The following is a 20630-nucleotide window of genomic DNA, read 5'->3' on the forward strand; positions in this document are numbered from 1 at the left end:
GCGTCTGCGCATCGGAGGCATTCGTGCTGGCTTGGGTTAGCATGCGGCGAGTAACGAGGAGCCTCGATGGACAATCCCGCGATTCTGGCCGGTTCGGTCTCGGTGGCCTACCTGCAAGGTCTGATCGAACACCTGCAGCGCCAGGGGCTCGCCCCCGAGGCGTTGCTCGCCCACGCCCAGCTCGGCCCTGAAGTGCTGAGCCAGCGCGACCAGCGTGTCGCGGCGAGTGCTTACCTGACGCTGCTGGGCGAAGGCGTGCGCCTGACGGGTGATCAGTGTCTCGGGCTGCACCTGGGGGAGTCGGTACGGCCGGGTTACTACGGCGTGCTCGGTTACCTGATCATGAGTTGCGCGACCCTGGCCGATGCGCTGCATCGCCAGGCGCGCTATGCCTCGCTGGTCGGCAATCTGGGGCTGGTGGTGCTCGACGATGAGCCCGCGCGGCCTGGCTGCGAAGCGCTGGTCGCCCACAGCTGGCAGCCATTGCTGGCGCAGCAGCAGCGGCAACTGAGCGAGGAAACCCTGGCCGGCTGGGTCAGCTTCGGGCGTTGGATCAGCGGCCTGGACATTGCGCCGACCGAGGTGCGTTTCCAGCATTCGGCGCCGGCCGACACCTCGGAGCACGCGCGTATCTTTCGGTGTCCGGTGCTGTTCGATCAGTCCGACAATGCCCTGATCTTTCCCAAACGTCTGTTGGCGGTGCCGCTGAACCAGGCCGATGCACAGGTGCGCGGCATGCTCGATGCCTATGCTGATCGCCTGCTGGCCGAACTCAACCGGGGCAACAGCGTGCTCGATCGCGCGCGCCTGGAACTGGCCCGTCAGTTGCCGGAGCAAGGACCGGACCTGGAGGCCATCGCTGTGGCCCTGGCGCTGAGCCCGCGAACCTTGCAGCGACGTTTGCGTGAGGCAGGGCTGTCGTTCAGCCAACTGGTCGACGAGACGCGTCAGCAGCTGGTGCTGCATTACCTGCGCGACCCGGCGCTGGAGCTGGCGGAAATCGCCTTTTTGGTTGGTTTCAGCGAGCCGGGTTCACTGGCGCGCGCATTTCGTCGCTGGACGGGAGCGAGTCCGGGCGAGTACCGTCGCCACCTTTGCGCCTAGGCCAGTTATTCTGGCCTGGCGTTCAACGCCAATTTTTTCTGCAGTTGCTGCAACTTGTGAGGACACCCCGATGAGCCTGAGCGAAGCCCGCTTTCACGACCTGGTCGATGCCACCCAGCAGGCGGTGGAGGACATCTTCGACGACAGCGGTCTGGACGTCGATCTGGAAAACAGCGCCGGTGTGCTCACGGTGCGCTTCGACAATGGCAGCCAGCTGATCTTCAGCCGTCAGGAGCCGATTCGTCAGCTGTGGCTGGCGGCGCGCTCCGGTGGTTTCCACTTCGATTACGACGAGGCCGATGGTCGCTGGATCTGTGATACCAGTGACGAGCAACTGGGTGAGATGCTGGTGCGTATCACCCTCGAGCAGTGCGGCACCGAGCTGGAGTTCGATGAGCTCTGAGCCGGACGAGGCGCTGCTGGCCTCGCCATGCCGGCGCCAGTGCTGTCTGGACGAGCACGACCAGTGCCTCGGCTGTGGGCGTACCCTGCAGGAGATTCTCGACTGGGGTAAGGCCGACAATGCGCAGCGCCGCGTGATCTGCCAGGCGGCGCAGCAGCGTTTGCAACACCGCCAGCAGGGCCGTTGACCGGGCGGTCTTGTTTATTTGTCCGGCTGTGTTAGGGTCGACAAGACATTCAGCTGAACCCCGCCTTCGGGCGGGGTTTTGCTTTTTATGGCTCAAGCGAGGAGATCGCCCGGCATCATGAACAGCACACCTACCATCACCATTACCCGCCTCGATCTGCAGCGCCTGGAGCGCCTGCTCGACAGCCTGGACGAGTTCGGCCCTGGCGCCGAGGCGCTGCAGGCCGAGCTGGATCGTGCCGAAGTGGTGGGGCACGACGAGGTGCCGGCAGGGGTGGTGACCATGAATTCGCGGGTACACTGCCGCGAGGAAAGCAGCGGCAAGGACTATCACCTGACCCTGGTCTACCCGCAGGATGCCGGTGGTGAAGGCAAGGTCAGCATTCTCGCGCCAGTCGGCAGCGCCTTGCTCGGCCTGTCCGTCGGCCAGCACATCGACTGGTCTGCGCCGGGCGGAAAGCAGCTCAAGTTGACCCTGCTGGAAGTCGAGTACCAGCCGGAAGCCGCAGGCGAATACGACCGCTGACGCCTTTCCCAGGCTGGGCTAGAGTGAGGCTTTCGCCAATGGCAAGGAGGCCCCGCCATGTCCAGTCTGCCGCTGTATTTCCCGCCGTCCTACCAACTGCCGCGCGCCTTGCTCTGCGCCGAGCTGCTGATGGCTGCCTACGACCAGTACGAACAATGGCTGGCGCAGCAGCGCCCGCGCGTGCCCGGGCACTTTCATTGGCAACAGCCTGAGCTGGAGGGCTGGCAGCTCTCCGCGCCAATCTGGAGTGTGCTCAGCGAGTGGTATGTGCTCAACGAGTCCGAGCCCTTTGGCTTCGCCGCCCGTGACCCGCAGGGCGATTGCTACCTGGTGTTTCGCGGCACCGAGTCGGTGCAGGACTGGCTCGATGACCTCGACCTGGACCAGCGCGACTACCCCTGGCAGGCCGAAGCCGGTCTGGTGCATGACGGCTTTCTGAAACTCTACACATCGTTGCGTGACCAGGCCCTGCTGGCACTGGACGACCTGCAGCCGCAGGCTCGGCTCTGGGTCTGTGGTCACAGTCTGGGCAGCGCCCTGAGCACGCTGGCGGTGCCCGATCTGTTGCAGCGCTGGCCTGCGCTGGCGCTGCAGCATTACAACTTTGCCAGCCCGCGTCTGGCTTCCCCGGCGTTCGCCAACTACTACAACGAACTGGCCGTGCCGACATACCGGCTGGTCAACGACAGCGACCTGGTGCCCGAGGTACCGCCGGCGGACAGTGATCGCTGGTTCTATCAGCACCTGGGCTTGCCAGTGACCTTCACTGCCAGCTACGGCGGTGTCGCCGCCAACCACAGCATGGGCGACTGCTACCTCTATGCGCTGAACAATCCGCAGGCGCCGATGAAGGGCTAGACCTGCTGCAGCGCTGCATTGAGCGCATCTTCCAGTTCGCTCTTGTAGCGCAGGTAGTGCACGGTCTGCGCCTGTTGGCCGGCCAGCACGGCAGACAGGTCGAGGTCGGTGATATAGCAGGGGTAGCGTTCACCGCCGGCTCGCTGGGCGAGGATGTGCTGAGCCACGGCCCGATACAGTTCGCGGCCGTACTCCAGTTCGGAGAATTCGCGATGGTTGCAGTACAGCGTGACGTGGCGCTGGCGACCGTCACCGGGTTCGACAATGGCCTGCACGTCATAGAACGGGTGGCTGACCTGCGCCTCGGGCGGCGGCCGGCGCTCGAGGCGCTGGGCGCGCAAGGGGGCATCTGGCAGCAGCTGGTAGTAGAGGATTTCCAGTGGCGGCTCGTTGTCCTGACCATCGAGCGGCAGTATCGCGTTGCGCCTGTACAGCAACGATTGCAGGAAGCGCTGGATGGGTGTCAGCAGGCTCTGCTCGTCACGAAACGGCAGGCGCCGACGCCAGAGCGCGTTGTGTTCATCGAGCAGGGTCAGTTCGGCCTCGCCACTGGTTTCGTGCAGGCGATAGAACAGCTGAATGCACTGCGGCCGGCCCATGGGCAGGATCAGCGCCAGGTCGTCGCCATCGAGCGCATGGCGATCCAAATGCAGCGGGCTGTAGAGGCCCTGCTCGGCGCCAAGGTGCGCGAGCAGCGCCGGCATATCCCCGAGAACCGCGTGGCTGACCTGGCCGGGTGTCAGCTGCAGCACGTGGTAATGCTGGCGCACCTGCACCAGATAGCGTGACTGGCGCCCTTCGGCATAGGTGGCGAGCAGGTCTCGCAGCAGTTCGTCGACGCGCTCGGCAATCGGTTGCGCGCGGTTGCGGCAGTAGCAGCGCACCTGCACCTTGGGCTGCGGGCCGCCGGCAGGCAGGCTGTTGAGCAGATCGCGCAGGCAGTCGAGCAGGGCGTCGTGGCCGTCATAGCGGCTGACCTGCAACTCGTTCCAGCTGTTGAGCACGACCTGATCCAGGGTCAGCACCAGGTTTTCACGTACACCGGAATAGCCCAGTGCATCGGTGCGCCCGGAGGTCATGTGCACGTTCATCTGGCTGTGCTGCTTGAGCGGGTCGACCCCGACATTGACCAGCAGCAGCACCTGGCTGGGAATGCTGGCGCGCAGCAGGGCGGCCTCTGCGACGCTGGGCTGCGGCAAGGGGAAGCCTTGCTGCAGGCTGGCGATCAGGTTCAGCAGTTCGAAGTCGGTGAGGTCACTGCTGCCCGGGTGCAGCGACAGGCGCGTGCTGCTGTCGATCACGCCGTTGCGGTGGCACCAGGCGAGCAGCTCGATCAGTTCGCGCGAACGTTTGAGCGGGGCGAAATCGCTCCATTCCTGCGCGCCCAGGCTGCCATTGAACAGGGCCCACTGGTATTCGCTGGGCGCCTCGGGGCTGGGGTGCTGGACCAGGGTCAGGGTGTCTTCGGCCAGATCCGGGGCAATGCCGGGGTTGATGAACTCCACCTTGCCCGCCTTGCGTTCGAAGGCGGCGTACAGGCGGCGGCCCAGCACGTTGAGGTCACGGTTGTTCAGCGAACTGCCGGCCTCGGCGCTGCGGGCGAATTGGGAAAGAAAGCGATAGCTGTAGGTCAGCTCGTTGACCAGCACGCGGCGCTCGGCCGCGACCTGGCGCACCTTCCACTGGCTGCGGCTGTCGAGCACGTTGAGTTGCCGGGCCTGCCAGCCCCAGTCCGCCGTCAGACGCTCCAGCAGCAGGCGCTGCCAGCTCTTGCTGCGACCGCGTGTCGGCGGACGGCTGATCTTCTTGTTGACCTTGAGGTACAGGCAGCGGCGGATCAACTCGAGTCGTTCGTGGTCACCCCGTGCGCTCAGGTATTCCTCCAGGCGGCGGTAGACGACGATGTAGGGGTCGAGCTCGTCCAGATCCAGTCGGCCCTCGAACACCGCCTGCTTGAAACGCAGCGCCAGGCACTCGACCTTGGGATGTTCGCTGGCGTAGACCTCGGTGAGCAGCAGCTTGAGCGCGGATTTGTAGGGTGACTCGATGCCCTTGTACAGCTGCCACATGCCGGCGCCGATGAACTCTTCCGGTGGGATGCGCGCCAGGTTGCCGAGGTCGAGTACGTCCTCGGCGCGCACGAAGCGCTTGCTCAGCAGGGTGCGGCAGTAGTCGTGGTAGCGCGCCTCCTCGTATACCGGTACCAGCCACCAGATCGGCGTGCGGCCGCCAAGCCAGATGGCGGTGCGGTAGAACTCGTCGAGCAACAGATAGTGCTGGGTGGTGCCGCAGTCGTCCGAGGTCAGCTGCGCCTCGCGTGCGCCTTTAGTGAAGCGCTGCGGGTCGACCAGAAAGACATGCACCTCGGCGCCCTGGGTGGCGGCCCAGCTTTCCAGCTGGTCGCACTTCTTGCGCAGGTCTCGCAGTTCCTGCGCGGTGAAATTGGGCGAGTGGCACAGCCACAGGTCCATATCGCTCTGTTCGGCCTGCGCCACGGTGCCCAGGCTGCCCATCAGGAACAGGCCATGCAGGGGCGCGGCGCCCTGACCACGGCGTGGCTTGTAGACGAAGGAGCGGGTCAGGCGCTGGACTTCGGCGAGGCTGGCATCGTCCGGCTCGAAGCCGCTGAGGCCGGCCGGGGTGCTGGCCGAGACGTAGCCGGGCAACAGCGGGTGGTTGACATGCAGCAGCAGCGGCAACAGCTTGAGGACCAGCTGCTGGCGCGTGGACAGCGCCTCCATGGCCCGCTGCAGGCGACCCTGATTGATCTGCAGGAAACGGGCACGCAGCTGCGCCAGCACCTTGCGGTCGATGCCGTCATCGATATCGGGGCGTATTTCCAGGGTGCGCGTCATGCTCGAACTCAACTGCGAATGCTGCAAGCCTATCAGCGGCGTGCTCGCCAGTGCAGTGCCTTGACGCTATATCGCCCGCCGCGCCTATCCCTTAAGGACGGCCGGCGGGCGACTGAGATTAAGCGGGGGTGGGCTGGCGAGCCGAGAGGATGGTCAGCAGCGCTTGCGCGTGCTCGGCCGCATCGATGCCCAGGCTGGTCAGATAACCGCCATCAGCCTGGCTCACCAGGCCTTTTTCGTGGAGGCGAGTAATGGCGCCCTGTGCCTTGAATGAAGCGTTGTTATGCACCTTCAGCCCTTCCTGATGATTGTCCAGGTTGTACAGGGCGAGGATTTCCAGCTCGTCGATCAGGTCAGCGGTGAATGACTTCATGGTGACTCCATCTTGTTGTTGTGGCGCTCTTGCAGTGTAGAGCCATGCACAGGGCTCTGCCCATCGGTGAGTTGCCAGTTGGCGAGAATTCTTTGGTACGTGCCGTTTTGCCGGATCTGCCGCATGCCCGCGTCGAAGTCGCGCAGCAGGGCCTCGGCCTGTGGGTGGTGGCGGGAGAAGGTCAGGTAGAGCTGCGGGCGATGCACCCTGGCCACGGCTTTGAACTGGCCGGCCAGCTTGGGATTGTCGCGCAGCAGCGCCTCGGTGGTACCGCGAAAGGCGATGACGTAGTCCACGCGGTCACGCTGCAGCATGAGAAAGCCATTGATATCGCGCCGCACCGGGATGCGCTGGATATCTGCATAGCCGTCGAAGTATTCGCCATAGGTGTAACCGATGGTGACCGCCACGCGTTTGCCGCGAATGCTGTCCAGGTCATCGATCGCGTCCGCGCCTGTGCGCCCCCAGAGCAGGATGTCGTCGCTGAACAGGACCTCCTGCGGTAGCAGAAACGCTGCGCGGATCTTCGTATCGGGCGTGGTATTGAAGCAGCCCGCCAGAGTGCCAGAGCGCGTTAGCTCCATACAGCGTGAGTAGGGGTAGGGCGCCAGCTCTACGGATGCGCCGCTGGCGCTGAAGGCGGCGCGGACGATATCGGCCGACATGCCCTCGATGCGGCCATTTCGCCAGGCCGTGTAGGGGTACCAGGCGTCCTCGGCACCGATACGCGGCGTGTCCGCTTGCGCACTGCCAACTGCGCACAGCCAGAGTGCGCAGACCAGCACAGCGATGAGTCTAGGCAGCGTACAGGCCATCGAAGGCGGTACCTTCTGGGTCGGGGTTGGCTGTGACAGTAGCAATCTGCCTGCCAATACGACCAGTGGCCTGGGTCAATCCACCTTCAGTTTTCTTCCGGCAGCTCCGGCAGGGCACGCAGGGCCTGTTCATACCAGGCGCCGTCGAAGGGGCGATCATCACGCAGCATGGCGTCGACTTCATGGGCGAGTACCAGGGCCATGAGCTCGAGAATCTCCTCGCGCTCGTAGCCCACCAGCGTCAGCTTGTTGTACACCGCCTGGGCGGCAGCGGGTTCACCGCTCTGCAATTGGTTCTCGATGGCCTGGACCAGAGTGGCCTCGGCGAAGGCCTCGTCTTCGTGTTCGCTGTTGTCGCTCATGGTGCCTCTCGGTGTGGGTTGGCAGATTCAGTCGCAGGGGATGCCGACGGTCTTGAGGCTGCGCTTGAAGTACTGCAGGCGGAAGCCTGAAGCCGCGGCCTGCTTGCAAAGTTTGTCGCTGAAGGTGCGATATTCGGCGATGAAGATGGCTTTGCCCTGGCTGCGCATGTGGTCGTAGCCGTCGCATTCCTTGTAGCGGTAGCAGCTTTCGTTGATGGCGAAGTCGAAATGCTCGCCGAGCGCAGGGAGCAGTTCCACGGCATTCTTCAGTCCGACATTCAGGTTGCGGCTGCGCGCCTGTTCGGCCAGCCAGCGATTGAAGTCGATCTGCTGCTCCGGGGTCAGGTCGAGGCCGTTGTCGTTGCTGTAGCCATCCACGTTGTCCGGGTCGACGCCGTCGCAGCCCTTGGCGACGGCCAGGTCCAGGCGTTTGGCGAGCAACTGGCGTACGTCGTCGCGGCGATAGTCCAGCCAGCGTTCGCCCGGCCAGTCCGCCAGCTCCTTGCCCAAGGCTTCCTGCGGATAGCTGGCGGCATCGCTGCGCCAGTCTTCCCAGGTGCCGGCGCTGAAATAGCAGATCACGATGCGGCCGCCGCCCTTGAGCGCGGTGATGGTTTGCGTCGGTGTGTCGTACAGGTCGATGTCGTAGACCTGTCGATTGGGCGTCTGCAACTTGCCGTCGAGCTGCATGTGCCAGGAGGCATTGGCAGGAATGGGGATAGGGCTCGCCGGGGCTAGTGCAGGGGCGAGGATGCTGATCAGGGCGATAAGGGTACGCATGATGTTCTGCACTCCGTGGCGGAAACTGTAATCACCATAGGCCAGGGGTAGGCCCACAGCCAGCGGGTTACTGTGAACTGGCCGCGAAATCCAGCAACGCCTGACCGGTCAGGCGATAGGTGGTCCATTCGCTCTGCGGACGGGCGCCGAAGGATTCGTAGAACTCGATGGCCGGGGTGTTCCAGTCCAGCACCGACCATTCGAAACGACCGCAGCCGCGCGCCACGGCCAGTTGCGCAAGGTGGCGCAGCAGGGCCTTGCCGGCGCCCAGGCCACGGGCCTCGGGGCTGACGTAGAGGTCCTCGAGGTACAGACCGTGCTTGCCCAGCCAGGTGGAGTAGTTGAAGAAGTACACCGCATAGCCGATGGCCTGGCCATCGCGCTCGCAGATCAGGCCATGAGCGCTGCTGTCCTCGGCGAACAGGCTGTCACGGATGCCGGCGGCATCGGTCTTCACCTCGTGCTCGGCCTTCTCATAGATGGCCAGCTCGGTGATCAAGCGCAGGATCAGCTCGGCGTCGTCAGGGGTGGCGGGGCGGATGGTGAGGGGCATGTGATCGCTCATCGAGGTGTCAGCTATATGTGATGGTCAGCCAGGCGAGCGGCAAGCCCACCAGGCAGAAGAAACCGAATGCAGCGACCCAGGCCGCGCGCGAACCCAGCGGATCGTCCACGCGCAATGGCAGGTTCGGGTAGCGCCCCAGCGTCAGCAGGCGCAGGGCCAGCCAGCCGGTGATGTACAGGACGTAGCCGACGACCACCTCGAGTACGATTTCGGCGAGTAGCGCCAAGCCACGCAATAACAATTCGGCCATGGGAATTCCTTTTCCCTGATGATTCCTCTGGCGTCGCTCAGCGAGCGGCCAGCAGTTCGCGGCCTCGTACCACTGCAGCGCGCACCTGATTCGGTGCGGTACCGCCGATATGGTCGCGAGCGTTGACCGAGCCTTCCAGGGTCAGTACGGCGAACACGTCCTGCTCGATCTGATCGCTGAACTGGCGCAGCTCGTCCAGGCTCATCTCGGCCAGGTCCTTGCCGCTGTCGACGCCGTATTTCACCGCGTGGCCGACGATCTCGTGGCAGTCGCGGAACGGCAGGCCCTTGCGCACCAGGTAGTCGGCCAGGTCGGTGGCGGTGGAGAAGCCACGCAGGGCCGCCTCGCGCATGATCTCGCGCTTGGGCTTGATCGCCGGGACCATGTCGGCGAAGGCGCGCAGGCTGTCGCGCAGGGTGTCGGCGGCGTCGAACAGCGGCTCCTTGTCTTCCTGGTTGTCCTTGTTGTACGCCAGCGGCTGGCCCTTCATCAGGGTCAGCAGGCCGGTCAGGGCGCCGAATACGCGGCCGGTCTTGCCGCGTACCAGCTCGGGTACGTCGGGGTTCTTCTTCTGCGGCATGATCGAGCTGCCGGTGCAGAAACGATCCGGCAGGTCGATGAACTGGAACTGCGCGGATGTCCACAGCACCAGCTCTTCGGAGAAGCGCGACAGGTGCATCATCGCCAGCGAGGCGGCGGCGCAGAATTCGATGGCGAAGTCGCGATCCGACACGCCGTCCAGCGAGTTGCCGCCCACGGCATCGAAGCCCAGCAGTTCGGCGGTGATTTCACGGGCGATCGGGTAGGTGGTGCCGGCCAGTGCGGCCGAGCCCAGCGGCATGCGGTTGGTGCGCTTGCGGCAGTCGACCAGGCGCTCGTGATCGCGCGACAGCATCTCGAACCAGGCCAGCAGATGGTGGCCGAAGGTCACCGGCTGCGCGGTCTGCAGGTGGGTGAAGCCGGGCATGATGGTGTCCGCCTCGGCTTCGGCCAGGCCGAGCAGGCCCTGCTGCAGGCGGGTGATCTCGGCGAGGATCAGGTCGATTTCGTCACGCAGCCACAGGCGGATGTCGGTGGCCACCTGGTCGTTGCGCGAGCGGCCGGTGTGCAGTTTCTTGCCGGTGACGCCGATGCGGTCGGTCAGGCGCGCCTCGATGTTCATGTGCACGTCTTCCAGATCGACGCGCCAGTCGAACTGACCGGCTTCGATCTCGGCCTGAATCTGTTTCAGACCGTCGATGATCGCGTCACGCTCGGCGTCGGTGAGCACGCCGACCTTGGCCAGCATGCTGGCGTGGGCGATGGAGCCCATGATGTCGTGACGATAGAGGCGCTTGTCGAATTCGACCGAGGCGGTGAAACGGGCGACGAAGGCGTCGACGGGCTCGCTGAAGCGGCCGCCCCAGGATTGGTTGGTTTTTTCGCTGCTCATGATTTGGGCTCGGGATCGGGCAGGCCACTTTCTCGAACCGTGTGAAAACTGCTGCGCTCGGCCATGCGGCGTTAAAACAGGCGCGGAATGCTCATTTACCACTTGGAGAGTCGAGCGCGACTCCGAGCTTTCTTCGCCTGTTTTTGCCTGGCCTTCGCTCGCGACGTTTTCACACGGCCTGTTCGGCGGCCGGCATGGCGGACAAAGTGCGTCGATAATAACAGGGTCGGCAGGCGTTTCGCCGCGCCGCGTTCGCCGTCGGGCAGGGCGCGGTGGTGTCGGCTACTTCACAAATCTATCGTGAAGGTGGCATTTCGGTGCTTTATTTTGTCCGGCCGGAGCTGTCTGGCTTGCCGGCCAGCAGGGCGACACGGAAACTGCGTCGATGCACACACAATCCTTTGCCAAGAACAAACCCAAGGCCACCGTCGACGACTTCTTCGTCCCTGAACTGTGCCAGCCTGAAGCCCTGCTGAGCATGGTGCTGATGGCCGAGCTGCTGGTATTGGTGCTGGTCCTCGCCGAGCCCATGACGCCGGGTTTCGACTGGGTGCGCCTGGCCCTGACCTCGTTGTTCGTGCAGTGGATCGTGCTGCTGTCGGCTGCCGTGCTCTGTCGCCTGCGACCTGTGCTGGCGCGTTTGCGCCCGGCGTTGGCCGGCTGTCTATGCTCTGCGCTGGTGGTACTGCTGACCCTGAGTTGTACGGCCGTGGCCGACTATTACGACCTCGGTGGGCCGCTGCCGCGCAGTGGTGAGGTGAATCTTTATCTGCGTCATGCGCTGATCAGCCTGATCATGTCCGCACTGCTGCTACGCTATTTCTATCTGCAGAGCCAATGGCGTCGGCAGGAGCAGGCCGAGCTGCGAGCGCGCATCGAATCGTTGCAGGCGCGGATTCGGCCGCATTTCCTGTTCAACAGCCTCAACAGCATCGCCAGTCTGGTCACGCTCGATCCGTACAAGGCTGAGCAGGCGGTGTTGGATCTGTCCGATCTGTTTCGCGCCAGCCTGGCCAAACCTGGCACGTTGGTGCCGTGGAAGGAGGAACTGGAACTGGCGAAACGATATCTGTCGATCGAGCACTATCGGCTCGGCGAGCGACTACAGTTGCAGTGGGAGGTCGAAGGTGTGCCGGAGGATCTACCGATTCCCCAGCTGACCTTGCAGCCTCTGTTGGAGAATGCGCTGATCTATGGCATCGCGCCACGTATCGAAGGTGGCCTGGTGCGGGTCGAAGCGGATTACCAGGATGGTGTGTTCAGCTTGTGTGTCAGCAATCCGTATGAAGAGCGGGGCGAGCAGCACCCGTCGCGGGGAACGCACCAAGCGCTGAGTAATATCGATGCGCGCCTGGCGGCACTTTTTGGGCCGCGCGCGAGTCTCAGCGTGGAGCGCCGTGACGGCCGTCATTACAGCTGTCTACGCTATCCTTGTGCGAGACTCACGCAGGAAGCCAGAGCAATATGAATGTCCTGATCGTCGATGACGAACCCCTCGCCCGCGAGCGCCTGAGCCGCATGGTCGGTGAGCTCGAGGGTTACCGGGTCCTGGAGCCCGCCGCCAGCAATGGCGAGGAAGCTCTGACCCTGATCGATAGCCTCAAGCCGGACGTGGTCCTGCTTGATATCCGCATGCCCGGGCTTGATGGCCTGCAGGTCGCTGCCAAACTGTGCGAGCGTGAAGCGCCGCCAGCGGTGATCTTTTGCACGGCCCACGACGAGTTCGCCCTGGAAGCTTTCCAGGTCAGTGCGGTGGGCTACCTGGTCAAACCGGTGCGCCCCGAAAGCCTCAGTGAGGCGCTGAAGAAGGCCGAGCGACCCAACCGTGTACAGCTGGCGGCACTGACCCGGCCTGCGGCTGAAACCGGCGGCGGCCCACGCACCCATATCAGTGCGCGTACCCGCAAGGGGATCGAGCTGATTCCGCTGGATCATGTGGTCTATTTCATTGCCGACCACAAGTACGTCACCCTGCGCCACGAGGGCGGTGAAGTCCTGTTGGACGAGCCGCTCAAGGCGCTGGAAGACGAATTCGGTGACCGCTTCGTGCGCATCCATCGCAATGCGCTGGTCGCGCGTGAGCGCATCGAGCGCCTGCAGCGCACGCCGCTCGGGCATTTTCAACTGTTCCTCAAGGGGCTGGAAGGCGATTCGCTGGTGGTCAGTCGGCGTCACGTGGCCGGTGTGCGCAAGTTGATGCAGTCACTCTGACGCCCTGTCCTGCGCGCCAGGGCGTCATCCTCTTCGCAGTGACCGACACACCTGCGGCCTATGGCCGCCTCGTTCCGCCGGCGCCGGGCGAGCCTGTTATGATTCGCGGCAATCCGTTTTCTGGAATTGCCCCATGTCCCGCGAAATCCGCATCGCCACCCGTAAGAGCGCCCTGGCCCTGTGGCAGGCCGAATATGTCAAAGCCCGCCTGGAACAGGCCCACCCTGGTCTGAAGGTCAGCCTGGTGCCCATGGTCAGCCGCGGCGACAAGCTGCTCGACGCGCCGCTGGCGAAGATTGGCGGCAAGGGTTTGTTCGTCAAGGAGCTGGAAACCGCACTGCTGGAAAACGAGGCCGACATTGCCGTGCACTCGATGAAGGACGTGCCGATGGACTTTCCCGAAGGGCTCGGTCTGTACTGCATCTGTGAGCGTGAAGACCCGCGCGACGCTTTCGTCTCCAACACCTTCGACAGCCTCGATGCGCTGCCCGCTGGCAGTGTGGTCGGGACTTCCAGCCTGCGCCGTCAGGCCCAGTTGCTGGCGCGCCGGCCGGACCTGAAGATCCAGTTCCTGCGGGGCAACGTGAATACCCGTCTGGCCAAGCTCGATGCTGGCGAGTACGACGCCATCATCCTCGCCGCTGCCGGCCTGATTCGTCTGGGCTTCGAGGATCGCATCCGCAGCTCGATCAGCGCCGAAGACAGCCTGCCGGCTGGCGGCCAGGGCGCGGTGGGCATCGAGTGCCGCAGCGCCGACAGCGACGTACACGCCTTGCTGGCGCCGTTGCATCATGGTGAGACCGCGTTGCGCGTCACTGCCGAACGCGCGCTGAACAAGCATCTCAACGGCGGCTGCCAGGTGCCCATCGCCTGTTACGCGCTGCTGGAGAATGACCAGCTGTGGCTGCGCGGCCTGGTCGGCCAGCCCGACGGAGGCCTGCTGCTGCGTGCCGAAGAGCGCGCTGCCAGCAGTGATGCCGAAGCCCTGGGTGTGCGTGTCGCCGAGGCGCTGCTGGCGCAGGGGGCTGACGCCATTCTCAAGGCCGTCTACGGTGAGGCCGGTCACTCTTGAGCAACTGGCGCCTGCTGCTGACCCGTCCTGCCGAGGATTGTGCGGTGCTGGCGCAGACCCTGGGTGTCCGGGGCGTCGTCAGTCACTGCATGCCTTTGCTGGCCATCGAGGCGCTGGATGAAACGCCCGAACAGCGTAGCGCCTTCGCCGAGCTGCAGCGCTACTGTGCGGTGATCGTGGTGAGCAAGCCGGCGGCTCGGATTGGCCTGCGGCTCTTGAAGCAATCTGCGGCGCCGACAGCCGATCTACCCTGGTTCAGCGTGGGGGCCGCCACCGCCGCCGTGCTCGGCGAGCACGGCCTGCGTGTATATTTCCCTGATTCGGGCGATGACAGTGAAGCGCTGCTCGCCCTGCCCGCGCTACATCGCGCCATTGCAGCGGCATCCGCACCGCGCGTTCTGATCCTGCGTGGCGAGGGTGGCCGAGAATTCCTTGCAGAACGCTTGCGCGGCCAAGGTGTGACGGTCGACTATCTGCCACTGTATCGCCGCATACTGCCGCAATATGCGGCGGGCGAGCTGAACCGGCGGGTGCTAGCGGAACGCCTGAATGGCCTGGTTGTCAGCAGTGGACAGGGTTTCGAACATCTGCTGCAGCTTGCCGGCGATGACTGGCCGGCGTTGGCTCGGCTACCCTTGTTCGTACCCAGCCCGCGCGTCGCCGAGCAGGCGCGTAATGCGGGTGCGGAGATCGTTGTGGACTGTCGTGGCGCCAGTGCCGCGGCCTTGCAGGCAGCCTTGGAGCAGTTTCCGGCTGCCGCCCTCTAAAAGGACGGATACGTGAGCGAAGCATCCACCCCGAACACGCCAGAAGAAAAACCGGCCAGCGAAGCCGTGAAACCCACCCCTACACCGCCACCGGTGAAGGCATCGCGCAGTGGTGCTGGTGCTGGTAGCGGCCTTGCCGCATTCGCGCTGCTGGTTGGCCTGGCCGGCGCCGGGGCAGGCGGTTGGAGCCTCTGGCAACTGCATGCGATGCAGAGCCGCGATCAGCAGCAGGCCGACGATCTGCAACGCACCCGCGACGACAGCGCCAAGCAGGTGACGGACTTGTCCCGGCAGGTCGATAGCCGTCTCGCCGAGTTGCCCAGTGCCAGCGAACTGGACGAGCGTCGTCGCCTGCTGGCCAACCTGCAGAGCGATCAGCAGCGCCTGAGCCAGCGACTGGAGTCGGTGCTCGATGGCAGCCGCCAGGACTGGCGCCTGGACGAGGCCCAGCACCTGCTGCGTCTTGCGATTCTGCGCCTGTCCGCCCTGCAGGATGTGGCCAGCGCCGAGGCGCTGGTATCTGCGGCTGACGACATCCTTCGCGATCAGGATGATCCAGCCGCCTTCGCCGCCCGCGAGCAGCTGAGCCGCAGCCTGGAAGCGCTGCGCACCACGGCGCGGCCGGATCGCGTCGGTCTGTTCCTGCAGTTGGGCGCCCTGCGTGAGCAGGCCGCGACGCTCAACCCCCTGGCACCGACCCTCGAGGGGCAGGGCGACGTACTCTCCGAACTGGCGGCCGAAGGCGATGGCAATGTCTGGTGGCGCGAGTGGCTGAAGAAGCTTTCCGACTACTTCCGCATAGAGTTCGACGCAGATCGCAATGTGCGTCCGCTGCTGTCCGGGCAAAGCCTGTCGCAGGTTCGTCTGAGCCTGTCGCTGGCGCTGGAACAGGCACAGTGGGCTGCGCTGCATGGCCAGACCGGCGTCTACCAGCAGTCGTTGAAGCAGGCCGAGGAAATCCTCGACGCCCACTTCAATCTGGACAACCCCGACAGCCGTGCCCTGCGCCAGCGCTTCGCTGAGCTGGCCGACGCCAGTGTCGAGGTCAAGGTGCCGGATCTGAGCGAGTCGCTCGATGCGCTGCAGGCCTACCTGCAACGCAAGCACGCGCAACGTCGGCAGGGGGCCGCTGCGGCCGGGGAGGCGCAATGAAACGCCTGATCTGGCTCCTGCTGTTTCTGGCCGTCGCCGCCGGACTGTATCTGCTCAGCCTGGCCATCGAGGCTGACCGCGGTTATGTACTGTTCGCCTACAAGGGTTTCCGTTACCAGTCCGGCCTGTGGGCGTTCCTTGGTCTGCTGGTGGTCGTCGTGGTGCTGTACTACCTGATCAAGTGGACGCTGCGTCTGTTGCTCAGCTCGACGCGCCTGGCCAATCCCTGGTCGCGTCTGCATCGCAATCGTCGCGCTCGCCTGGCCTCCGAGCAGGGCATGCAGGATCTGGCCGAAGGCCGCTGGGCGCGTGCGCAGCGCCAACTGACCCGGGCTGCCGAAGCCGATGACCGGCCGTTGATGTATTACCTGGGTGCCGCGCGGGCCGCCGGCAAACTTGGCCAGCACGAGCAGAGCGACGCGCTGCTTGAGCGCGCATTGAACAAGCAGCCCCAGGCCGAACTGGCGATTGCCCTGACCCACGCCGAGCTGCAACGCAATCGTGGCGACAGCGAGGCGGCGCTGGAAACCCTGCAGGCCATGCGCGAGCGCCACCCGGGGCACCACCTGGTGCTGCGTCAGCTCCAGCGACTGTACCTGCAGCGGCACGACTGGTCGGCGCTACTCGGGCTGCTGCCTGAGCTGCGCAAGGAGAAGGCGCTGCCAGCCGCTGAACTCGACGAGCTGGAGCGCGAGACCTGGCGCGGTCGCCTGGCGGACGCCGGACAGGCAGGCCAGGGCAACGCGGAAACCGCTCTGCAGCCGCTGACACAGGCCTGGCAGCAGCTGTCCGCGCCGCTGCGCCAGGAGCCGGAACTGATCGCCACCTATGTCGAGCAGTTGCGTCGTCTCGGTGCGCAGGAAGAAGCCGAAGAGGTTCTGCGCAGTGCGCTCAAGCGGGGCTACGACAGCCGTCTGGCACGCTTCTACGGCGTGCTGCGGGGGGCCGATCCGGCCCGTCAGCTGCAAATCGCCGAGCTTTGGCTCAAGGAGCACCCGCAGGACCCGGCCCTGCTGCTCACTCTCGGTCGCCTCTGCCTGCAGAACCAGCTGTGGGGCAAGGCGCGTGACTACTTCGAGACCAGTCTGAAGCTCGAACGCCACCCGGAAACCTGTGCCGAGCTGGCGCGCCTGCTGGCGCAGCTGGGCGAGCTCGAGCGTAGCAATCAACTGCTGCTGGAAAGCCTCGGGCTGCTGCATCAGGGCCTGCCGCCGTTGCCGCAGCCGCAGGCTGTGAGCGCCTGAACGATTGCGGCAGATTGCCGCGGTCGGCCCCGCGTGCGGACAGGGGGGCGTTCCCGCATGATGAACTGTCAGCTTTGAGCACGAGGGCGCCTTGAAAGGCGCCCTCGCTTTCCTCTACCGTACTGCCCTCGATTTCCTTCCCGGAGCCACCATGCACTTGGCCAGTCCGCGTCCCCTGTTTTTCCTGGCATTCATCGGCTGCGTACTGCTGATGGCGGCTGCGCTTTACCTGGAACACGTCGTAGGGCTTGAGCCCTGTCCGATGTGCGTGCTGCAACGTATCTGTGTGGTTCTCTTCGGCGTGGTCTGCCTGATTGCCGCGATTCACGGCCCGGGCCGCGTGGGCCGCCGCGTCTACGCCGTGCTGGCGCTGCTGTTCGCGGGAGCCGGTGCCGCTACCGCTGGCCGCCAGATCTGGTTGCAGAGCGTACCGGCCGATCAACTCGAAGCCTGCCTGCCGAGCCTGGAGTTCATGATGGAAGCCCTGCCGATGCAGGACATCGTGCGCCTGGTCTTCCAGGGCAGTGCTGATTGCGCCGAGGTGAAGTGGACACTGTTCGGCATGAGCATCCCCGAGTGGAGCCTGTTGGGCTTCATCGGCATGCTCGGGTTTTGCCTGTTCCAGCTTCTGCGCCGCGATTGAGAATGCGAATTGCACGAGGCTGCGCCGGTCGTGGCTTCGGGATCAAACGCTCGTATGAAGTTTTCTCGCGACCATGCCTTGATGGTGGGTGCCCACGAGCATAATCTGGCTCGCAAGCACCATCGGAAAACGCCATTTTTTTGGTTGTTTCTTCGGGTTTGGGTGTCGACTGACAAAAAGTCGTCGGGAAAGGTTGCCAATGTCGCGCTGCGACGGCCCAAAGGATGGCTACCAAGGAAGGCAGGCCATGAAAAACGTCTCGGGAACGGGCGTATAACAGGCAACAGCGATAAGGGAAGCGAGGTTCATCATGCTTGATAGTTGTCGGAACGCACAGGAACGTTGGGGCGGGGTTCACCAACTGATCGATCGCTGGCTGGGTGAGCGCCGCGAGTTGGTGCTGGCCTACACCACCCTTACCCAGTCACCACAGGCGCCTGCCATCAATTGCGAGTCCCTGCAGGGGTTTTGCGAGTTGCTGGTCGACTATGTGTCGGCGGGGCATTTCGAGGTCTACGAGCAGCTGACCAATGAAGCCAAGGCCTTCAATGATCAGCGTGGTCTGGAGCTGGCCAAACAGATCTATCCGCGCATCGAAGCCATCACCGCGGTGGCACTGGCCTTCAACGACCACTGCGACAACGGCGATTGCCGTGACAGCACCTCGCTGGTGGCAGAGCTCAATCAGCTGGGGCAGCTGCTGCACGAGCGCTTTGAGCTGGAAGACTGCCTGATCGAGGTGTTGCACAACTCCCATCAGGAACAGGCCGCCGAGGCGCTCTGAACGCTTGATGCAAATGGCCCGGACAAGTCCGGGCCATTTTTCATGGGCAGGCCTGAGCTCAGTCGGTCACGTCGAGCAGGCGCAGGTCGAATACCAGTGGTGCGTGGGGTGGTATCAGATCACCTGCACCTTCTTCCCCGTAAGCCAGATTCGATGGAATCACCAGGCGCCAATGAGCGCCTTTCGGCATTTGCAGCAGCGCACTGCGCCAGCCGGCGATCAGGCTGTCCAGGCGAAACCACTGCGGCGTGCTGCTTTCATCGAAGACGCTACCGTCGGCCAGTTCGCCGCGGTAACTCACCTGCACGCGGCTGCGGGCTGTAGGCGTGGGGCCGCTGCCTGGACTCAGCTCCGTCACCAGCACGCCATTGTCCAGCGCACGTACATGCGGGCGCCGACCTTGCTCGGCGAGAAAGCGCTGCTCGGCCTCTATGGCCTTGGTGTGGCGTTGCGGCGAGGCTTCGATGCGGGCTTCGTGTTCGTCGAGCAGCTGTTCGACACGATTGGCTTCGAGCCGCAGGGGCTTGCCTTCGTAGGCTTGGCGCAAACCTTCGAGCAGCTCGTTCAGGGGCAGGTCGGGCACCTCTTCGTGCAGGCGCTCGCCAAGGCGCACACCGAGGCTGTAGGCCAGGTCCTGCTGATGCTGGTCGGCCTGCACGCCCAGGCTGCAACAGATAGCGAAGGCGGCTATTACGGCGCGGCTCATGACGATGTCTCCCGATCAAGATGCTGGCGATTATGCCAGGCGAACAGCGCCTTTGCTGCTGTGGCCAAAAGGCCTATGGCGGGGCCTCGCGGCTGCGACTAGTATGGGCGCATCCACATCCGCCTGGAGGCGCGCCATGTCGGCCAAGAAGAAGTCCATTACTACCCCGCTGCACCTGTTGCACCAACTGTCTGCCAGCCTGCTCGAGCACCTGGAAAATGCCTGCTCGCAAGCGCTGATCGACGCCGAAAAACTGCTCGCCAAGCTGGAGAAACAGCGTGGCAAGGCGCAGGAAAAACTGCACAAGGCCCGCAGCAAGCTGCAGGACGCCGCCGTTGCCGGCAAAGCCAAGGCGCAAGCCAAGGCCAAGGATGCAGTTGCCGAGCTGGAAGAGCTGCTCGATGCGCTCAAGGCCCGTCAGAGCGAAACCCGCTCCTATATCGCCCAGCTCAAGCGCGATGCTCAGGAAAGCCTGAAACTGGCCCAGGGCGTTGGCAAAGTGAAGGAAGCCGCTGGCAAGGCGCTGGATACGCGCGAAGCCAAAGCTGCCGCGCCAGCTGCCAAACCAGCCAGCAAGCCGGCTGCTGCTAAGAAGCCTGCTGCTGCAAAAGCGCCGGTGACGAAAGCGCCAGTCAAACCAGCTGCCGCCAAGCCGGCGAGCAAGCCCGCAGCCAAACCCGCAGCCAGTAAGCCAGTGGCCAAACCGGCAGCCAAACCGGTAGCGGCCAAGCCAGCTGCGCCTAAAGCAGCCGCCAAGCCCGCTGCCGCCAAGCCTGCTGCGAAACCCGCTGCTAAGCCAGCTGCGGCGAAAGCGCCGGCCAAGCCCGCCGCTGCCAGTAAGCCCGCCGCGAAGCCTGCTGCAGCCAAACCTGCGGCCAAGCCGGCCGCCAAGGCTGCGCCGGCCAAGCCAGCGGGCAAGCCAGCGGTCGCGAAGAAGCCTGCCGCTGCGAAGGCTCCGGTGAAAAAGGCTCCCGCCAAGCCTGCGGCGACCAAGCCAGCTGCCGCCCCGGCTGCTCCGGCTCCGGCCGCTCCAGCAGCCCCTGCGGCACCTGCTGCGAGCAGCACCCAGGGCGCTTCCTAAGGCGAACTGACGGCGCCGCGCAGCACCTGCAGCGCGGTGCCGTTCCCTCCGCCCAGGCGGCTTAGCCAGTCGTCATCGACTGACTCACCTGGCCAGCCACCGGCCAGCGCCTGCAATCGTTCGAGCAATACCCGCTCGGCCTGCAGTTCCAGTTTCTTGATCTGTTCGCGCAAGGCGGTCAGCTCCGCATCCTGATTGGCGGTACTGCGCCATTTGCGACGCGTCTGACGCAAGGGTGAAATCACCTCGCGTTGCCAGGGACCAGCCAGTTCCTGCATGGCATGCAAGCGTTCATCCAGGCAGCGCACACCGCGTTGCTGCAGCCAGGCGCCGGTCAGCAACAGGCAGACGTCGTTACCTGAATCCTGCAGTTCCAGGCAGGCCTGTTCCACGCCGTTTCTGGCGTAGAGCTCTAGAGCGAAATTCCACAGATCCTGCACGCGGCCTCCGGGGCGATTTGG

24 protein-coding genes are annotated in these 20630 nt (G+C 64.5%); 14 read left to right on the top strand and 10 right to left on the bottom strand.

The window, feature by feature from the left end; genetic code table 11:
• Positions 1-66: 66 nt before the first annotated feature.
• The 5 genes from PCLY_RS00700 (at position 67) to PCLY_RS00720 (ending at position 3077) form a co-directional block, all read left to right on the top strand.
• Complete coding sequence (locus tag PCLY_RS00700) at positions 67-1104, top strand: AraC family transcriptional regulator (protein ID WP_061237324.1); 1038 nt, start codon at positions 67-69, stop codon at positions 1102-1104.
• A 70-nt stretch (positions 1105-1174) separates the two neighbouring features.
• Positions 1175-1507, top strand: a complete 333-nt coding sequence (gene cyaY, locus PCLY_RS00705; protein WP_061237325.1) for an iron donor protein CyaY — start codon at positions 1175-1177, stop codon at positions 1505-1507.
• Positions 1497-1694 carry a DUF1289 domain-containing protein gene (locus PCLY_RS00710; RefSeq protein ID WP_061237326.1) on the top strand — a complete coding sequence of 66 codons (198 nt, stop codon included), beginning with the start codon at positions 1497-1499 and terminating at the stop codon, positions 1692-1694. Before cyaY ends, PCLY_RS00710 begins: the two co-directional genes overlap by 11 nt.
• A gap of 117 nt (positions 1695-1811) precedes the next feature.
• The gene (rnk, locus tag PCLY_RS00715; protein ID WP_061237327.1) at positions 1812-2219 is read left to right on the top strand and encodes a nucleoside diphosphate kinase regulator; all 408 of its coding nucleotides are present in this window, start codon (positions 1812-1814) and stop codon (positions 2217-2219) included.
• Between the two features lie 57 nt (positions 2220-2276).
• The gene (locus PCLY_RS00720; RefSeq protein ID WP_061237328.1) at positions 2277-3077 is read left to right on the top strand and encodes a lipase family protein; all 801 of its coding nucleotides are present in this window, start codon (positions 2277-2279) and stop codon (positions 3075-3077) included.
• On the opposite strand, the gene PCLY_RS00725 is transcribed toward PCLY_RS00720, so the two are convergent.
• From PCLY_RS00725 to argH, 8 genes are all read right to left on the bottom strand, one after another.
• Positions 3074-5932, bottom strand: a complete 2859-nt coding sequence (locus tag PCLY_RS00725) for a class I adenylate cyclase (RefSeq protein WP_061237329.1) — start codon at positions 5930-5932, stop codon at positions 3074-3076. The genes PCLY_RS00720 and PCLY_RS00725 overlap by 4 nt on opposite strands.
• 118 nt (positions 5933-6050) lie before the next feature.
• Positions 6051-6305 carry a TIGR02647 family protein gene (locus tag PCLY_RS00730; protein WP_061237330.1) on the bottom strand — a complete coding sequence of 85 codons (255 nt, stop codon included), beginning with the start codon at positions 6303-6305 and terminating at the stop codon, positions 6051-6053.
• The gene (locus tag PCLY_RS00735) at positions 6302-7120 is read right to left on the bottom strand and encodes a substrate-binding periplasmic protein (RefSeq protein ID WP_061237331.1); all 819 of its coding nucleotides are present in this window, start codon (positions 7118-7120) and stop codon (positions 6302-6304) included. The genes PCLY_RS00730 and PCLY_RS00735 overlap by 4 nt, the downstream gene beginning before the upstream one ends.
• Before the next feature lie 86 nt (positions 7121-7206).
• Positions 7207-7482, bottom strand: a complete 276-nt coding sequence (locus tag PCLY_RS00740) for a hypothetical protein (RefSeq protein ID WP_061237332.1) — start codon at positions 7480-7482, stop codon at positions 7207-7209.
• 27 nt (positions 7483-7509) lie between these two features.
• Complete coding sequence (locus PCLY_RS00745; protein ID WP_231740081.1) at positions 7510-8262, bottom strand: endo alpha-1,4 polygalactosaminidase; 753 nt, start codon at positions 8260-8262, stop codon at positions 7510-7512.
• A 67-nt stretch (positions 8263-8329) separates the two neighbouring features.
• Complete coding sequence (locus tag PCLY_RS00750; protein ID WP_061237333.1) at positions 8330-8815, bottom strand: GNAT family N-acetyltransferase; 486 nt, start codon at positions 8813-8815, stop codon at positions 8330-8332.
• Positions 8816-8834: 19 nt separating this feature from the next.
• Positions 8835-9077 (bottom strand): hypothetical protein, encoded by a 243-nt coding sequence (locus tag PCLY_RS00755; RefSeq protein ID WP_061237334.1) that lies wholly within the window; start codon positions 9075-9077, stop codon positions 8835-8837.
• A gap of 37 nt (positions 9078-9114) precedes the next feature.
• Positions 9115-10509 carry an argininosuccinate lyase gene (gene argH, locus PCLY_RS00760; RefSeq protein WP_061237335.1) on the bottom strand — a complete coding sequence of 465 codons (1395 nt, stop codon included), beginning with the start codon at positions 10507-10509 and terminating at the stop codon, positions 9115-9117.
• Between the two features lie 385 nt (positions 10510-10894).
• On the opposite strand from argH, the gene PCLY_RS00765 reads away from it, so the two are divergent.
• The 8 genes from PCLY_RS00765 to PCLY_RS00800 all read left to right on the top strand — a co-directional run bounded on the left by PCLY_RS00765 (position 10895) and on the right by PCLY_RS00800 (position 18382).
• The gene (locus PCLY_RS00765; protein WP_061237336.1) at positions 10895-11977 is read left to right on the top strand and encodes a sensor histidine kinase; all 1083 of its coding nucleotides are present in this window, start codon (positions 10895-10897) and stop codon (positions 11975-11977) included.
• Positions 11974-12720, top strand: coding sequence for a LytR/AlgR family response regulator transcription factor (locus PCLY_RS00770; RefSeq protein WP_013713492.1), 747 nt, complete (start codon positions 11974-11976; stop codon positions 12718-12720). Before PCLY_RS00765 ends, PCLY_RS00770 begins: the two co-directional genes overlap by 4 nt.
• Before the next feature lie 133 nt (positions 12721-12853).
• Entirely contained in the window at positions 12854-13792 is a 939-nt protein-coding gene (gene hemC, locus PCLY_RS00775; protein ID WP_061237337.1) for a hydroxymethylbilane synthase, read from the top strand.
• Positions 13789-14559, top strand: coding sequence for a uroporphyrinogen-III synthase (locus tag PCLY_RS00780; RefSeq protein ID WP_061237338.1), 771 nt, complete (start codon positions 13789-13791; stop codon positions 14557-14559). Before hemC ends, PCLY_RS00780 begins: the two co-directional genes overlap by 4 nt.
• Positions 14560-14571: 12 nt before the next feature.
• Positions 14572-15711 (top strand): uroporphyrinogen-III C-methyltransferase, encoded by a 1140-nt coding sequence (locus PCLY_RS00785; RefSeq protein WP_061237339.1) that lies wholly within the window; start codon positions 14572-14574, stop codon positions 15709-15711.
• Positions 15708-16955 carry a heme biosynthesis HemY N-terminal domain-containing protein gene (locus tag PCLY_RS00790; RefSeq protein ID WP_061237340.1) on the top strand — a complete coding sequence of 416 codons (1248 nt, stop codon included), beginning with the start codon at positions 15708-15710 and terminating at the stop codon, positions 16953-16955. Before PCLY_RS00785 ends, PCLY_RS00790 begins: the two co-directional genes overlap by 4 nt.
• Positions 16956-17106: 151 nt before the next feature.
• The gene (locus tag PCLY_RS00795; RefSeq protein ID WP_061237341.1) at positions 17107-17598 is read left to right on the top strand and encodes a disulfide bond formation protein B; all 492 of its coding nucleotides are present in this window, start codon (positions 17107-17109) and stop codon (positions 17596-17598) included.
• 310 nt (positions 17599-17908) lie between these two features.
• A complete protein-coding gene (locus PCLY_RS00800; RefSeq protein WP_061237342.1) occupies positions 17909-18382 on the top strand; it encodes an Rsd/AlgQ family anti-sigma factor in 474 nt (157 codons plus the stop codon).
• 58 nt (positions 18383-18440) lie between these two features.
• On the opposite strand, the gene PCLY_RS00805 is transcribed toward PCLY_RS00800, so the two are convergent.
• Positions 18441-19088, bottom strand: coding sequence for an FKBP-type peptidyl-prolyl cis-trans isomerase (locus PCLY_RS00805; protein ID WP_061237343.1), 648 nt, complete (start codon positions 19086-19088; stop codon positions 18441-18443).
• A gap of 136 nt (positions 19089-19224) precedes the next feature.
• On the opposite strand from PCLY_RS00805, the gene PCLY_RS00810 reads away from it, so the two are divergent.
• The gene (locus PCLY_RS00810) at positions 19225-20169 is read left to right on the top strand and encodes an AlgP family protein (RefSeq protein WP_061237344.1); all 945 of its coding nucleotides are present in this window, start codon (positions 19225-19227) and stop codon (positions 20167-20169) included.
• Here the strand turns inward: PCLY_RS00810 and PCLY_RS00815 are convergent.
• On the bottom strand, positions 20166-20609 hold the full coding sequence (locus PCLY_RS00815) for a TIGR02444 family protein (protein WP_061237345.1): 444 nt from the start codon (positions 20607-20609) through the stop codon (positions 20166-20168). The genes PCLY_RS00810 and PCLY_RS00815 overlap by 4 nt on opposite strands.
• Positions 20610-20630 lie beyond the last annotated feature (21 nt).

Source organism: Ectopseudomonas composti (genome assembly GCF_001567565.1).
GTDB classification, from domain to species: Bacteria; Pseudomonadota; Gammaproteobacteria; order Pseudomonadales; family Pseudomonadaceae; genus Aquipseudomonas; species Aquipseudomonas composti_A.